This window comes from Shimia sp. R10_1 (assembly GCF_017744095.1).
GTDB lineage: Bacteria > Pseudomonadota > Alphaproteobacteria > Rhodobacterales > Rhodobacteraceae > Shimia.
Window position 1 is genome coordinate 47487 of record NZ_JAGHQX010000011.1, and the last position, 13756, is coordinate 61242.

A 13756-nucleotide genomic window follows, 5' to 3' on the forward strand; every position below is an offset into this window, starting at 1 on the left:
CGGTTATCCCTCATTGGATTGCAAAAAGGCGTTCATGCCGCCGTCAACGGCAAGCAATTGCCCGTTAATGTATGAGGCCGCATCAGACATCAGAAACGCCACCGGAGCCGCGATTTCCGCAGGCTCGGCCCACCGGGCCGCTGGCGTTCGGTTTTCGACTCGGCGCACGAAACCCTCATCACTAAGGATTTTCTTGTTCATTTCGGTCAGGACATATCCCGGCGCGATGGTGTTGGCGCAGATGCCATCTGCACCGAAATCCGCCGCCAAGGATCGTGTCAGGCCGGCAATTGCAGCCTTGGACGAGGCATAGTTTCCGATCCCCGGACGCGGATGCGTCGCCGCGATTGAGGATAGAGACACGATCCGCCCCCGCTGCGGCCCCGGATTGGACCGCATGACCCGTCCGGCCTCGCGCGCCAGGACAAAGGGTGCAAAAACGTGCAGGTCATAGATCGACCGGTAGTCTTCGATCGTCTGATCCAGAACATGCCCATGATTGGTGATGCCGGCATTGTTGACCAAACCCCAGATCGGACCAACACTCTGCACCCACTTCTCGCTGGCTTCAAAGTCCGTCAGGTCAAACGAGGTGGAACGGACATCCACCCCCTGCGACCTGAGCCTGTCCGCCGTGGCCTCAACCACCTCGGCGTTGAGGTCCTGCAGGCACAGACGCGCGCCTTGCGCACCACAGACCTCGGCGATGGCAGCGCCCAGTCCGCGCGCCGCCCCTGTGATCAGTATGGTTTTGCCACCCAGCGAGAAGTCCGGCTGGTTCATGAGGCGAGCGCAGCCTTATCTGCCTCTAGCCCGGCCTTGACCGCGGGCATGACCTGATCGCAGAACACTTCAAGCGAGCGCAGGGTATTGGCGAACGGAATTGATGCAATCTGCATGAAAACGCTCAGGTGGGTGATCCCGAACTCGCGGGCCTCGGCCAAGATGCGGCGCGTGACTTCCTCAGCATCGCCAATGATGGCCCGCTCCATGACCAGATCCAAATCCGGTTCGTTGTCGAACGGCACGATCTTCAGATCAGCCCCTTCCATCAGTGGCTCGGGGCGTCGCATGTTGTTGGCCATACGGGCGTGGATCAGCACCTGTTCAGCCGCAGCGCGGGCATCGTCCTTGTCTTTGGCGATGTAGACATAACGCTGAACCGCAAACGGGAAATCGTCGCCCATCATACCGTTTTCGACGCGGGTTTCTTTATAAAGACGCCGCGCGGTGCCAACGATCGAGTTCGGCCCGATGGCGGGTGTGGTCAGAGTTTCGGCACCGTAGTCAATCATCTTCTGGCGCATCTCGGGCGCGTTGCCGACGGCGAAGGTGCGGATACGCTCTTGCACGGGCGCGATGGACAGCGCGGCATCGCGAATCTGGATGTGATCGCCTTCGTAATCGATGACACCGTTGTAGACGCCCTGCTCGATACAATCCCAGATCTCAAGCCCGCGCATCAGGCGGTCGTTGATCTCGAACCCGAATTTCTTGAATTCGCGCGGCTGATAGCCGGTGCCCAGACCAAGTATCAGACGACCCTCGGTCAGTTGGTCGGTCAAACAGATATCTTCGACCAAACGCAGGGGTTCATAGAAAGGCATCACGACCACGGCAGGGCCAACCTTGATGCGTTTGGTATGCGCCGCCATGTTCGCTGCAGTCATAAGAGGTGACGGCGAAATGCAATAGTTTGACAAGTGATGTTCGGCGAACCACGCCAGATCAAAACCGGCCTCATCGACCATTTTCGTCATTGTTCTCATCTGGTTGAACACGTCCGCGTGCGTCGATCCATCAACCGGTTTGGTCATCAAATTGAATAACGAAAATTCCATGTCCTTGGGGCTCCGCGTGACTGTTGCATCGTTTTGATTGACGCAACCTGTACGGATCCTGAGAAAACACCAAATGGTGAATCCTTTACCAGCGGCAAAGGATTTCTTATGCGCCCTGCGCTTCCTTGCGCAGCCAGCTCAGAAAAGCCTGAACACGCGGCTGCTCCACACGCCGCTCGGGACAAAGAAAATAGTAGGAAAACGGCCCTGTTACCGGCTCAAACGGCAATTGGACCAGATCGCCAGTTGCCAGCAGATGCTGCGCAATGACATCCCGGACAACCCCAACGCCTCGACCATAGAGTATCGCGTTCACAGTTGCGCTGGAATCGCCAAAATAGGCCCCCTTTTCAAAATCCGTTGGATCACCACCATTTGCAGCAATGACCTCCCGCCATTCACTGTTGTTGGTGTCGTGAAAAAATGGCTGGCCCTTCAGATCGCCGATACACGTTATCTCACCCAACATGTCCGAGGTTTGCTTTGACGCCACCAGGATGTGCTTTTCGCCAAAAAGGCACTCTTCATACACGTCCGTGCTTCCGCCTGGGCCCCAACGGATTGCAACATCTGCATCCTCTTGCCCAAACCCGGTTTTGGCCACGGTCGAGAGCGTAATCAAATCCACCAAAGGATTAGCATTGAGAAACCGATGCGACCTTGCTGCAAACCATGTCGAGGCAAAAGACGGCAGCAAGCTCACCGTCAACGTCGTTCGACCCTCACCGGGTGATAGGTTTTGCACGCTTTCACTGATACTACTCAGCGCTTCGCTTACGTCTTCTGCGAACTGTTCGCCCTGTTCAGTTAACAGAATCGTGTTGTTTCGGCGGCGGAACAATTTCACACCGAGCCGTTGCTCCAGCAGCTTTACCTGCTGGCTCACCGCTGGCTGTGTCAAATTTAGTTCCGAAGCCGCCATCGTAAAACTCTGAAGTCGGGCAGCTGCCTCAAAAGCGATCAACGTCTGCAGAGGGGGAAGCACGCGCCGCATCCGGTTGCTGTCGAATCCGACGGGTTCCAACCGGGACAAGGCCCCCGGACCAAGTTGATCCAATTTTGTTCTAAGCGAGCGTCTCATGGCAGATTTTGCATAATTTTTCGTTGGGCAAAGCTTAAGGAATCCGATCTTGCTCTCAATCCATCAAAGATATCAAGACGTAAGAAACGCACAGGAGCCCGACATGCTGGACCCGATCGAATTTACATCCGCAATGCGTAAGGCGCCAACGCCCGTATCCATTGTCACAACCAGTGGCGAACATGGACCACATGGCGCAACCGTCAGCGCAGTGTGCTCTTTGACCGCCGCACCGCCTGCAGTGCTGATCTGCATCAACAAAAACAGCCGTATTCTGGGAATGATTGAAGAGCATGGCGTTTACTGCGTGAACTATGCGGCACAACATCACAACAACCTTGCGTTGGCCTTTGCCGGGGTTCCCGATTTTGCCGAGCAGCGGACTTTCAAACCCGAAAACTGGTCAATTGATCCGACCACCAGCTTGCCGGTTCTTATCGACGCTGCCGCAACATTTACCTGCCTGCATATCCAAACCGTTTCGTTCGGCACTCATCGCATCCTGATTGGTAAGGTCGAACGCGCTGAAAGCAATGATGCGCGGCCGCTGACGTATTGGGATGGGAACTTCAAATCGCTGGCTTAAAAGTACAAAGAAACCGAACCAGAGAGAAGCCGTTGCAGGCAGGGCTTCCGCCGAATGAGAGCACGTCACAACTCTACGGTCGGCTACGCCGATTATCTTGCTCATGGCCAAGCTTAGACCTCAGGGGGTTGACCCAGCACGCATTTCTTCACACAGTCAATTATTGCCAAGTTAACTTCTCGAACATCAATAAACTGTTGATAAGGCATCATTTTGCTCGCTCAGCAGCATTCCAAGGCTTAAGTGCCTTAAGGCGGTTCAGTTAGATTGTAGGTGCTGCAAAAAAGCTAGCGACGCGACAGCAACATTTTCAAACGCCGAATGGATGGCCGCAAGCATTTTCCATCCCCTCGAAGACCGGTCTCCCTTCATTGGCGGCTCTCGATTTCGAAATGGATGATGACTGTTTTCGGCGCGGTTGCAGAGGCCTTTGTGCGACCAGTGAACCAGAACCTAAGTAATCTACCATTTAGCCTTGCCATAGGAGCACGGTTGTCCGTGACAACACTATGGTTCATTCCAGACAGAGACGTCGGTAGTCGGTCCGAAAGCAGCCAAGTTGTCATTCGATGCATTCAAACAGCGGTGTCAGTGCCTCCAGAGTGTCTGAGGAGTTGATGCTTTGCAACCGTTCAAAGAGCTCTGTTTTGCCATCATGCTCCTTGAGACAGTCGAGAAATTTCTCCCTTTTTTCTATGCCAGTGAACGGCTCGGAGATGCTTCCTTTTGGATCACGCCGGACCCGTTCGACTTTCGAACCGTCCATCAACGTAGCAGTGAGGATATGTGGGAGAAAATCTTCGGCTGCTTCTTCTTCAGGCGTATAGTGGGTCATCTTGATACGGTCCAGCAGTGGCTCGCCCGCATATCTTGCAACGCTATCCGGCGTGAAATCCGCCACACTCAACCGGCCTGACCGCACCGCGCGCGCAATGCAGTACGACATGGAGAACCGAGCCTCCATTTCGTTTTTGGGATGCGTAAACGGCATGTTTCGATAGTTGGCTATACGCACCTTTACAGAAAGCTCCACGATATTGTCAGGCTTTATAAGCCCTTCGTCTCGCAGATCCAGCGCCATGTCGATTGCCATATGGCTGGACCCGCAGCAAGCGAAACGTTTTGGCATGACGCCCGCGGTCTCGATGTAATGAGGCACGCTGGGAGTTATGTTGATATCTGCATAACCGCGGGGATCATTGCCGCCGAAAAGCTCAAGAAACCCCTGCTTGCGCTCAATGATATCGGCGTGCCCATAAAGGCCCGCCTGTGCCAGACGCGCTGCTTCGATAGCATTTTTTGCGCCCAGGCCAGCGTGGAACGGCTTCACAGGCGCCCCGAACTGGGCCTTGCTGCCCGAAGCAAAGCTGACAGCCAACGACATCGCGCTTACAATCTGTGAGCGTTCAAACTTCATCAGATGGGCAACACCGGCTGCCGTACCGATTGCGCCGATTGTCGACGTACTATGCCAGCCAGCGGTATAATGAGAAGGTACAACACCAGCACCAATAAGACCTTGGACCTGCAACGCTACCAAATAAGCCTCAACAACCTGCGCCCCGGATGAGTTGAACTCGTTTGCAGTTGCTAGCAAGGCTGGAACCGAAACAGCAGAGGCGTGGCTGAGCGCGGGTCGAAAATTGTCATCAAAATCCAGCGCATGGGCTGCAGTTCCATTAACTGCAGCCGCGATGGTCGCGTCTGTACGCCCGCCTCCAATGAGACGTGCCGGGCCGGTTTTTATCGACCCCGACAAATAAGCCTGCCGCACGCTGAGGGTCGCCGGATCATCGCGCCCTAAATACATACATGCAACCGTGTCGGTGATTGCGTCTGCCGCGAGCGCTCGCTGACGTTCAGTCGCCTGATACGAGATGCACCAATCCGCGACGCGCTCTAAAACCGTGTTCATATCAGTTGCTCATGCTGGTCGGAGTCAACACTTTTTCTACGACCTCGGCAAACCATGCCGCTCCCACAGGAAGAACATCATCATTAAAGTCGTAGCGCGGATTGTGCAGGGGCACGGCAGCCTCGCCAGGTTTGGTGGTGCCGATACGCGCAAAGCAACCGGGGCGCGCCTGTGCCAAAAAGGCAAAATCCTCGCCACCCATTGCGGGCGGGCGCTTCGTCATAACTTTGTCGCTACCAACAACAGCAATGGCAGCACACATCCCAAAGTCAGTCGGTGCGTTCGCATTGATCACAGGCGGATAGCCGCGCCGGAAATCCACTGCAACCTCAGCACCCATCGTTGCCGCTGCATTGTGGGCTACTTCGGCAATCAACTTCTCAAATTCATCTTGAACCTCGGGCTTTAGACTGCGAGCGGTGCCTTGCAGTTCGGCCACTTCGGGTATCACATTGCCCGTTGTTCCTGCATGAAACTGTGTCACAGAAATCACACCATTTTCCAACGGATCGATGCGGCGCGACAGTATCGTCTGCAGAGACAAAGCAACTTGCGCCCCCGCGATCAGCGGATCAACGGTGTGATGCGGGCGCGCGGCGTGACCGCCCTTCCCGGCAACCTTGATGGAAAACCTGTCGGACGCGGCCATCGTTGGACCTTTGACAACGCTCATCACGCCTTCGGGTAATAGCGGGTCGTTATGCTGGCCAAACACCATATCAGCTGGGAATTTTTCGAACAGACCAGCATCAAGCAGGCTTTTGGCCCCAGCCAATCCCTCCTCAGCAGGTTGAAAGATCGCATGCACAACACCTGAGAACCGGCGAGTCTGTGACAGGTATTTCATGGCGCCAAGCAGCGTGGCGGTATGTCCGTCATGGCCACAAGCGTGCATGACACCCGGCACGGTTGAGGACCAGGGCGCATCTCCTTGATCTTCCATTGGCAAAGCATCCATATCGGCACGAAGGGCAACAGCACGTTTGCCATCGCCGGCGCGCAGAGTGGCAACAATGCCGGTCTCGGTGAGGCGTTCGAACGGAATACCCCATTCCGTCAAATGCCGCGCTACGAATTCAGAAGTTTCGAATTCTTTGTAACCGAGCTCGGGGTGGGCATGGAGATGTCGGCGCCAACTGGTCATTTCATCAGAAAAGGCGGCAATTTCGACAGGAATGGGCATTTGAAAACCTCAAGCGTTTGAAAGGCTACGCCCTCCGCTTGCATGCGGTTACAGAGGGCTGATGCTGTGATTGGGATCAATCGTCCTGGATCGCGGCCAGTGCTTTGTTTATCCGCGCTTTTCTGATCCGCATGATGATCATGACGATGGTAAGGATCAGAATTGTTAGCGAAATTGGGCGCTGGAAGATTATCCACAGCCCATCATTGGCAAGTAGCTGCGTCTGGCGTACCGCGCGCTCCATCCCACCGCCCAAAAGCAGGGCAATCATGAAAGCCGGGATGTTGTAGTTGTAACGCCGGAAAAGGTAACCAAGGACACCAAAGAGAACCATGATCCAGACGTCAAAAAGCGAGGAATTCAGAACATAGGCTGAAGAGACAGAGATCATTAGGATCAGCGAATATGTGATCCGGGCAGGCACGGCCAAAATAATTCTGCCGATCATCGGGCTGAACCAGAAACCCACTACAAAGTAGGCAACAATACAAAAAAGCCCGGCGCTGAACAAAGCGTAGATCAGGTTTGCGTCTTCAGTGAAAACTTGCGGTCCGACGGTGATACCATGGATGAGCATTGCACCTGCGAGCAACGCCGCTTGGGTTGATCCGGGAATGCCAAGTGTAAGCAGAGGTATCAGGTTTGCGCCTGATGTTGCATTGTTTGCCGCTTCCGATGCGGCAACGCCTTTGACTTCGCCATTTCCCCAATCATCATCCGGTTTTGCTTGACGTCGTGCCTCGCCAAAAGAGAGAAAAGAGGCCACCGAGGCGCCAATTCCGGGGAACATGCCCACCGATGCGCCAATAAACATGGACCGCACGATGGTTGGCAAAACCCGAAGGTAGTCCTTCAGCCCAAAGGTGTCGTCACGTTTACTGACTTCATTGGTTTGGTTTTTTTGATCCTTGTGAGCCGTCGCTCCAAAGTCCTTTACATCGAACCGGTGGAACACTTCGCCAACCACAAAGATGCCGATGAGCGCTGGAACCAAAGGCAAGCCATCCATCAGCGGCAATTGGTCAAAGGTCATACGCAGATTGCCAGAGATCGGATCGAAGCCCACTAGTGCAAGCGTGATGCCAAACAAAGTACTGATTATACCTTTGATCATCGACTCTCCGATGATCGATGAAATCACAACAAAGGCCAAAATGTAGATGGTAACCAATTCAGGTGGACCGATTTTCACAGCATAAACAGCGAGATAGGCTGCGCCAAAGATCAACAGGCACTCCGAAAAGAAATCGCCCGTCGCGGAGGCCGCTGTCGCTGCGCGCAACGCCTTCACCGGGTAGCCCTTTCGCGCCAGCGGATGACCTTCGATCATTGTTGCGGCTGCGGAAGGGGTTCCGGGCGTGTTGAACAAGATTCCGGGGATCGAGCCGCCAAAGTCTGAAGATTTCGAAATCGTGTACATCAAGATCAACGCAAGCAGCGGATCAAGATAGAAAGAGAAAGGCAACAACAGGGCAACCGCGGTTGTTCCACTGAGCCCTGGCACGGCACCGACCAAAATACCTGCGACCGAACCGACAATCGCGACCAACACTGCGCTCGGGCTCGTGATGAACGCTGACATACCTTCCAAAAATGGCGACATAATCTATTTCCTTTTGATCAGTCTTCGGTTTCGCTTAGAACGCGGCGAAGAAATCTCGGCGCCAAGTCGGCAATTTGTCGTTCAGTCCAGTCGTAATGAGTGCGCCATCTCCTTCGGTGATGCCCAAACAAAAGAAGAACAAGAGATAAGAAAATGCGGTGAATGAAACCGCGATCACAGCCTGCTTGCGGCCAAAAGATCCCGTAAAAAGACTGACAGCGACAAAGCCTATGATTGTCGTTGCGATGATGTACTCTACAGCCCAGAACAAGATAGGATAGACGCAACCAACCAAAGCGATCAGCACAGCACGCCGCGTCATAAATGCGCGACTTGTGCACGCTTCAGAAGCGTCGGGATTGTCTGCGCTTTTGGTTGCCAAAGGGGACAGAACGACCACAGATAGTAACGTCACTGAGATAAGGATCACAGCCAACGCAAATGCAATGCCGCTGTCCTGTCTTATACTCACCAATCCGCCTGGCGCCAAAAGATCGTATGCTCCAGCCATAAAAACCAAGATCATAAAGATCCCGAACAAGATCTCACCGTCTAACCACTTTGACATTCTTCTCTCCCTGGATCCGGATATCGAAGGCAGCAGCAAGCTGCCTTCGACTTGTCACTTAAATCTACAGCGAGCCAGCAACCGCATCGGTAGTGGGGCGCCAAGCATCCATCAGTGCTTTCATGTGCTCAAGGGTTTCTGCACCGCCCATGAACACGACATTCAGGTTCGCATTTTGGACTTTTTCCTGCGTTGCCGGATCGTCGATAGCGAACTTGAAGGCAGACGTCAGTTCTTCGATCACTTCGTCGGGGGTGTCTTTGGGTGCAAGCACGATGTAAGGTGCGGGCATCGCAACGAATTCGGTGTTCTGTTCAGCGAAAGACAGCATATCGGGTGCGAGCCCATCACGCTCTTCAGCCATAACGCCGATGGCGCTCATGGTATCAAGATTGGCAAGGTAGTGGTGTGTACCCACCACACCAAAAGCAACCTGATCGCCAATTATCGCAGCTCGGGCCGGGGCGCCACCTGCAAACGGAACATCCTGCACCTTGTCCTGTAGTCCGTTGGCCAGCAGCCAGCTTGTCATAGCGACATCAGTGATCGACCCTTTCCCAGTATGCGCCCAACGAAGTTGTTCGCCCGCTGCATCCGCGTCCAAGATGGCCTGTTTCAGATCGGCTACAGAATTTAAGTTGCGCGCCTTGGGTGCAACAACAGCCAGGTTTGCTACGGCGACATGCGCAACCGGCTTGAAGTCGTTAAGAACGTCCACGCCGGTTTCCTTGACCATAGTTGCGATCATGGCAGAACCCGAAATCATTACGATCGTTTGACCATTCGCCTTTGCAGGTTTGGTGTACTTCAGACCAATCAGTTGTCCCGCGCCTGGCCGGTTCGCCACAACGATAGGCTGATCGTCGAGTGCTTGGGTCAAAGCCGGCGCGAAAATACGGGACAGTGTATCAAGCCCGCCGCCGGGTTTTGCGCCTACTACGATCGTGACCGGTCCGTTTGGGAAATCGTCGGCCGCGGTCGCCGCGCCAGCCATCGCTGTCAGCGCGATCGTCGCGCTTGCGGCTATGCCTTTAATGGTTCTGTACATGGTGTTCTCCCTTATTTGGTATGCTCAGATTTGAGGTTGAAGTAAGCATTCACAAAGCTGGTCAGCTTATGCAGAATGTCGTCGAAGAAGATCTTGCCTGCTTCAGCCCGGAACGGAACGTTTGCACCGTTGATTTTTGCGTCTTCGCTGATGTCTTCAGCGTAAACGGGAAGGTTTATGTCGAGATCTTCGAACCTACCCTGATGTAGAGAAACAAGGGGGATACCGTTCATCTCACCTTTGCCGTCACGGTGCACGTCCTGCTGCAGCGGGCAGTCATCAGGAAAGAGATAACGGCTTAGGGAGCCCATCGGCTCGGTGCCATGGCCTTTGGCACGAATGCCGAACTCCGGCTGCGCTTTCTCCCATACCTCATCGTCGAACTTTCCCCAGACATTAACCGAGGGAATAATTATACCGTGCTTGGCGCGCACCAGTCGAAGCTGGTTGGCGATAATCCCGGAATTTCCACCATGCCCGTTAAGGACAAGAATGTTGCGAACGCCATCCAGAATGAGGCCATCCACGATCTCCGAAAAAACAGCTGCAAAAGTCTCGGCTGACAAGGCGATGCCCGCAGGGGCATTTTGAAAATAAGTTGCATGGCCAAAAGGCAACGTTGGCACTGCGATGCAGCCAGTCGCCGCCGCCAATCGTTTTGCAAGCAAATCGACCAGCCGGTAATCCCCCATGGGCGTGTAGCACCCGTGCGGCTCGGTCGAACCAACCGCGATCAAGAAGGGCTTATCCGCTGCGACAGCTGCGCGGGCGCTCAAAATGGTGGTTGCTGCGAGTTCGGTCATTGCGCGACCTCCACACTCACGCCGTATTCTGCCACCAGATCATCAGCCCCAGACAACGCGCCCAAGGTGGCCCCTGCCTTCATGTCTGCGCGACGCTGCGTACTGGTGGCTTCTTTTGCCGCCGCGGCATTGGCGAGCACAGCGGCTTCGGCACGAGGAATACAGATCACGCCGCTATCATCCGCCATGATGAGATCGCCCGCGTGGACCACAACGCCGCCGCAATTCACAGGCAGGTTAAGACTACCAGCAGGCCCAGTTCGCCGCGTGGTAATGGGCGAAACACCGAAGGACCACACAGGGAGATCATGCTCAGCGATCTCGTCGGGATCACAGATCGGGCCATCAACAATCGCACCCAACGCACCTGAACGCGCAAGCCCATAGGCAACATTACCACCAAGACAGGCAAGACGGCTGTCCCCTGCCCTGTCAATAACAACGATATCTCCGGGACGCAGACGACCTGATGCATAGTGCAACAGGGTGGAATCCGGAGTGGGCAGTCGCAGCGTAATCGCAGTACCGATGATCCGCTTGCCAAATTGGCGCGGTGCAATGCGATGATGATCCATAAAACCGGCCCAGGTCAAATGCCCTACCGTTGCGACCGAAACTCCAGACAGTTTCGACAAAATTTCATTGTCGATCTGGCCTGGCATAGGGGCTATCTCGTATTGCTCAGTCATTTGTTCGAACATTTTCTCTTTTTCGATGATTTCAGAATTTATAGCCGAATGATTATTATCGGTCAACAAATTCAAATTCGACTATTTCCTGATGCGCGATCGCGTGTTAAACATGAAGAATGCACACCGATATCCCCCCCATCTCGGCGACCTCGACCGCCAAAGAGCCCATAACGAATCGTATCTACGACTCGATTCTCGAAGACATCCGGTCAGGAAAGCTTGAACCGGGTCAGAAGCTAAAAGTGCGAGAGCTTACATCCGAGTATGGCGGCAGTACCGGATCCTGTAGGGAAGTCCTAAACCGGCTCGCGGGCGAGCGATTTGTACAAACCAAAGGCATGACAGGTTTCAGCGTCCGCGATCTTTCACCTGAGGATCTTATTGAAGTTCTCGATCTACGAGACCAATTGGAATCCCAAGCCTTGGTACAGGCGATCCAACATGGGGACACTGACTGGGAAGAAGGCATGGTTCTTGCGTTTCACAGGTTGGAGCGCGAGCGCATCCGTGAAGGAACTTCGCTCATCGAGCGGGAATACTATCACCGTGAATTTCATCTAGCCCTGATAGGGGCCCATACATCTGAGTGGCATCAGTTCTTTATTCGGACACTTAGCCTGCATTCAGAGAGGTACCGCCGCATTCTTCTGCCCAAAAGGATATTTGAGCCGGACTACGTACGCGTGGTCGACGAGGAACATGAACTGATCATGCGCCTCGCGCTAGAACGCCGCGCCGAGGAAGCAGCGGAAGCATTGAAGAAACACCGTTCAAGATCACGAACCGATCTTCTTGTTGCTTTGGAAAGTCGCTGACCGTGCAACCGAACTGTCTAACCACCAACACGGTTTTGGGAAAATAGAACGCATGACTCTGCCACGTATCGCTCTGATTCATTTTCACCTGGAAAGTAACCGTGCAGCCCCAATCACTACGCGCTCCGACTTTAGCGCTCAACGCTTGATCGTCGGCAAAGATTTCGCCCGAGACCTAGAAGAAAAGCCTGCGCTCGCTTCTGCAGGGATCAGAGGTTTCAGAGAGGAATTCGGGCAGTTTTGTCCCGTGCCCGTTTTTGCCGCATTTGCAGGTGCTGGCGGCATGATAGACGGGCTGTTTTTTGATGAGCTAATACAAGTCATTCGCGATCAGCTTCCGGCTGACGTTGATGGAGTCTACCTGGATGCGCATGGAGCGTGCATCGCAACCCATGACGAAGACCCCGATGGCACACTGATCTCTTTGGTCCGAGAAATTATTGGACCAGACACCCCGCTGGCGGTCACGCTGGACCTGCATGCCCATGTCAGCCCAGCTATGATTGAAGGCGCTGACTTTATCGCCGCGTATCGCACCAATCCTCATGTAGATCAGTTCGAAAGAGGGCAAGAAGCCGCCGCTGCAATGAAGCGCCTTCTCAAGGGCGACAAAACGGGACGCGCATTGGTGCGACTGCCCTTTATCCCTCCTTCCACCACGCAAGATACCACACGCGGCCCCTATGCACGGCTGATGACCGAGGCGATCGCACGGGCCGAGCACCCGATCTGGAACGTTTCGCTGTGCGCCGGTTTTTCTGTCGGGGATTCTGCCAAAGCCGGTGTGAATGTCACGGTTACCGCGGACACTTCTGAAGAGGCTCTCAAAACTGCACGTAAAATTGGACAGTCCTTTTGGGACGCGCGTCACGAATTTCAGGTAAATCTGACGTCAATCAGAGATGCTGTCTCCATGATGTCTGACATGGAGACAGCTCGTATATATGCGGATGTCGCCGACAATCCGGGTGGAGGCGGGCGCGGGAACACTCTCGCCATTCTCGAGACCATGCTCGACGCAAGCGTCGAAAACGCTTTGGTCGGAATGCTCTTTGACCCTGATCTCGCCGCTGAAGCAGTGGAACACGGCGTGGGCGCAAAATTTCAAGCGCAGTTCAATCGCTCTGAATCCGATGTACAATCCGGCCATCTGACGGTGGATGTTGAAGTCGTGAAACTGGCCAAAGGCCCAGTAGATTGCAGACGCGGCCTCTATGCCGGCGGCCAACAAGACCTTGGCCAATGTGCGCTACTGCGATGCGGGAGCGTCTTTATCATTGTGACGAGTATTCGCCGTCAGCTATGTGATCCTGCATTCGTAGAGCGCTTCGGACTGAAAATAGCCAACTTCAGCACCATCGTTGTCAAGTCTCGCGGCCATTTCCGAGCTGGCTTTGACGAGTTTTTCACGCCAGATCGTGTTGTCGAAATCGATGGTCCAGGCCTTACGTCTCCGGAACTATCCCGAATAGACTTCACGAAGACACCGCGCCCAATCCTTCCGATTGATTCCGGTGTAGAGTGGTCTTCCGAGGCCGCAGGATGTGTCGCCGGAAGAAACTGACCACCAGTACCCACTTTTGTAGTGGTAAGGGTGCGTCACTACAGCAAACAAATCGAT

General features: G+C 54.3%; 13 protein-coding genes. 3 read left to right on the forward strand and 10 right to left on the reverse strand.

Annotated features, from left to right (window positions below; translation table 11 throughout):
• Positions 1-3: 3 nt before the first annotated feature.
• From J7413_RS17925 to J7413_RS17935, 3 genes are all read right to left on the reverse strand, one after another.
• The gene (locus J7413_RS17925; RefSeq protein ID WP_209100734.1) at positions 4-783 is read right to left on the reverse strand and encodes an SDR family NAD(P)-dependent oxidoreductase; all 780 of its coding nucleotides are present in this window, start codon (positions 781-783) and stop codon (positions 4-6) included.
• A complete protein-coding gene (locus tag J7413_RS17930; protein ID WP_209100736.1) occupies positions 780-1841 on the reverse strand; it encodes an LLM class flavin-dependent oxidoreductase in 1062 nt (353 codons plus the stop codon). The genes J7413_RS17925 and J7413_RS17930 overlap by 4 nt, the downstream gene beginning before the upstream one ends.
• A gap of 106 nt (positions 1842-1947) precedes the next feature.
• Positions 1948-2922: a LysR substrate-binding domain-containing protein gene (locus J7413_RS17935; protein ID WP_348538778.1), complete on the reverse strand. Its 975-nt coding sequence runs from the start codon at positions 2920-2922 to the stop codon at positions 1948-1950.
• Positions 2923-3025: 103 nt separating this feature from the next.
• On the opposite strand from J7413_RS17935, the gene J7413_RS17940 reads away from it, so the two are divergent.
• Positions 3026-3508: a flavin reductase family protein gene (locus tag J7413_RS17940; RefSeq protein WP_209100740.1), complete on the forward strand. Its 483-nt coding sequence runs from the start codon at positions 3026-3028 to the stop codon at positions 3506-3508.
• Positions 3509-4070: 562 nt separating this feature from the next.
• On the opposite strand, the gene J7413_RS17945 is transcribed toward J7413_RS17940, so the two are convergent.
• The 7 genes from J7413_RS17945 to J7413_RS17975 form a co-directional block, all read right to left on the reverse strand.
• Positions 4071-5423, reverse strand: a complete 1353-nt coding sequence (locus J7413_RS17945; RefSeq protein WP_209100742.1) for an MmgE/PrpD family protein — start codon at positions 5421-5423, stop codon at positions 4071-4073.
• A gap of 1 nt (position 5424) precedes the next feature.
• Positions 5425-6606, reverse strand: coding sequence for a M20 aminoacylase family protein (locus tag J7413_RS17950; protein WP_209100743.1), 1182 nt, complete (start codon positions 6604-6606; stop codon positions 5425-5427).
• 76 nt (positions 6607-6682) lie between these two features.
• Complete coding sequence (locus tag J7413_RS17955) at positions 6683-8209, reverse strand: tripartite tricarboxylate transporter permease (RefSeq protein WP_209100744.1); 1527 nt, start codon at positions 8207-8209, stop codon at positions 6683-6685.
• Positions 8210-8243: 34 nt separating this feature from the next.
• On the reverse strand, positions 8244-8777 hold the full coding sequence (locus tag J7413_RS17960) for a hypothetical protein (protein WP_209100745.1): 534 nt from the start codon (positions 8775-8777) through the stop codon (positions 8244-8246).
• A gap of 64 nt (positions 8778-8841) precedes the next feature.
• Positions 8842-9825, reverse strand: coding sequence for a tripartite tricarboxylate transporter substrate binding protein (locus J7413_RS17965; RefSeq protein WP_209100746.1), 984 nt, complete (start codon positions 9823-9825; stop codon positions 8842-8844).
• Between the two features lie 11 nt (positions 9826-9836).
• On the reverse strand, positions 9837-10628 hold the full coding sequence (locus tag J7413_RS17970) for a creatininase family protein (protein WP_209100747.1): 792 nt from the start codon (positions 10626-10628) through the stop codon (positions 9837-9839).
• Positions 10625-11317, reverse strand: coding sequence for an RraA family protein (locus J7413_RS17975; protein WP_209100748.1), 693 nt, complete (start codon positions 11315-11317; stop codon positions 10625-10627). Before J7413_RS17975 ends, J7413_RS17970 begins: the two co-directional genes overlap by 4 nt.
• 119 nt (positions 11318-11436) lie before the next feature.
• On the opposite strand from J7413_RS17975, the gene J7413_RS17980 reads away from it, so the two are divergent.
• Together J7413_RS17980 and J7413_RS17985 are read left to right on the forward strand one after the other, a co-directional pair.
• Positions 11437-12135 carry a GntR family transcriptional regulator gene (locus tag J7413_RS17980; RefSeq protein WP_209100749.1) on the forward strand — a complete coding sequence of 233 codons (699 nt, stop codon included), beginning with the start codon at positions 11437-11439 and terminating at the stop codon, positions 12133-12135.
• Positions 12136-12187: 52 nt separating this feature from the next.
• Positions 12188-13699, forward strand: coding sequence for a M81 family metallopeptidase (locus tag J7413_RS17985; RefSeq protein ID WP_209100750.1), 1512 nt, complete (start codon positions 12188-12190; stop codon positions 13697-13699).
• The last annotated feature ends 57 nt before the right edge of the window (positions 13700-13756 follow it).

What these genes read in the sequence shown, in the direction of transcription:
- J7413_RS17925 (WP_209100734.1), bottom strand. Translation starts at nt 783, where the DNA reads ATGAACCAGCCGGACTTCTCGCTGGGTGGCAAAACCATACTGATCACA.
- J7413_RS17930 (WP_209100736.1), bottom strand. Translation starts at nt 1,841, where the DNA reads ATGGAATTTTCGTTATTCAATTTGATGACCAAACCGGTTGATGGATCG.
- J7413_RS17935 (WP_348538778.1), bottom strand. Translation starts at nt 2,922, where the DNA reads ATGAGACGCTCGCTTAGAACAAAATTGGATCAACTTGGTCCGGGGGCC.
- J7413_RS17940 (WP_209100740.1), top strand. Translation starts at nt 3,026, where the DNA reads ATGCTGGACCCGATCGAATTTACATCCGCAATGCGTAAGGCGCCAACG.
- J7413_RS17945 (WP_209100742.1), bottom strand. Translation starts at nt 5,423, where the DNA reads ATGAACACGGTTTTAGAGCGCGTCGCGGATTGGTGCATCTCGTATCAG.
- J7413_RS17950 (WP_209100743.1), bottom strand. Translation starts at nt 6,606, where the DNA reads ATGCCCATTCCTGTCGAAATTGCCGCCTTTTCTGATGAAATGACCAGT.
- J7413_RS17955 (WP_209100744.1), bottom strand. Translation starts at nt 8,209, where the DNA reads ATGTCGCCATTTTTGGAAGGTATGTCAGCGTTCATCACGAGCCCGAGC.
- J7413_RS17960 (WP_209100745.1), bottom strand. Translation starts at nt 8,777, where the DNA reads ATGTCAAAGTGGTTAGACGGTGAGATCTTGTTCGGGATCTTTATGATC.
- J7413_RS17965 (WP_209100746.1), bottom strand. Translation starts at nt 9,825, where the DNA reads ATGTACAGAACCATTAAAGGCATAGCCGCAAGCGCGACGATCGCGCTG.
- J7413_RS17970 (WP_209100747.1), bottom strand. Translation starts at nt 10,628, where the DNA reads ATGACCGAACTCGCAGCAACCACCATTTTGAGCGCCCGCGCAGCTGTC.
- J7413_RS17975 (WP_209100748.1), bottom strand. Translation starts at nt 11,317, where the DNA reads ATGACTGAGCAATACGAGATAGCCCCTATGCCAGGCCAGATCGACAAT.
- J7413_RS17980 (WP_209100749.1), top strand. Translation starts at nt 11,437, where the DNA reads ATGCACACCGATATCCCCCCCATCTCGGCGACCTCGACCGCCAAAGAG.
- J7413_RS17985 (WP_209100750.1), top strand. Translation starts at nt 12,188, where the DNA reads ATGACTCTGCCACGTATCGCTCTGATTCATTTTCACCTGGAAAGTAAC.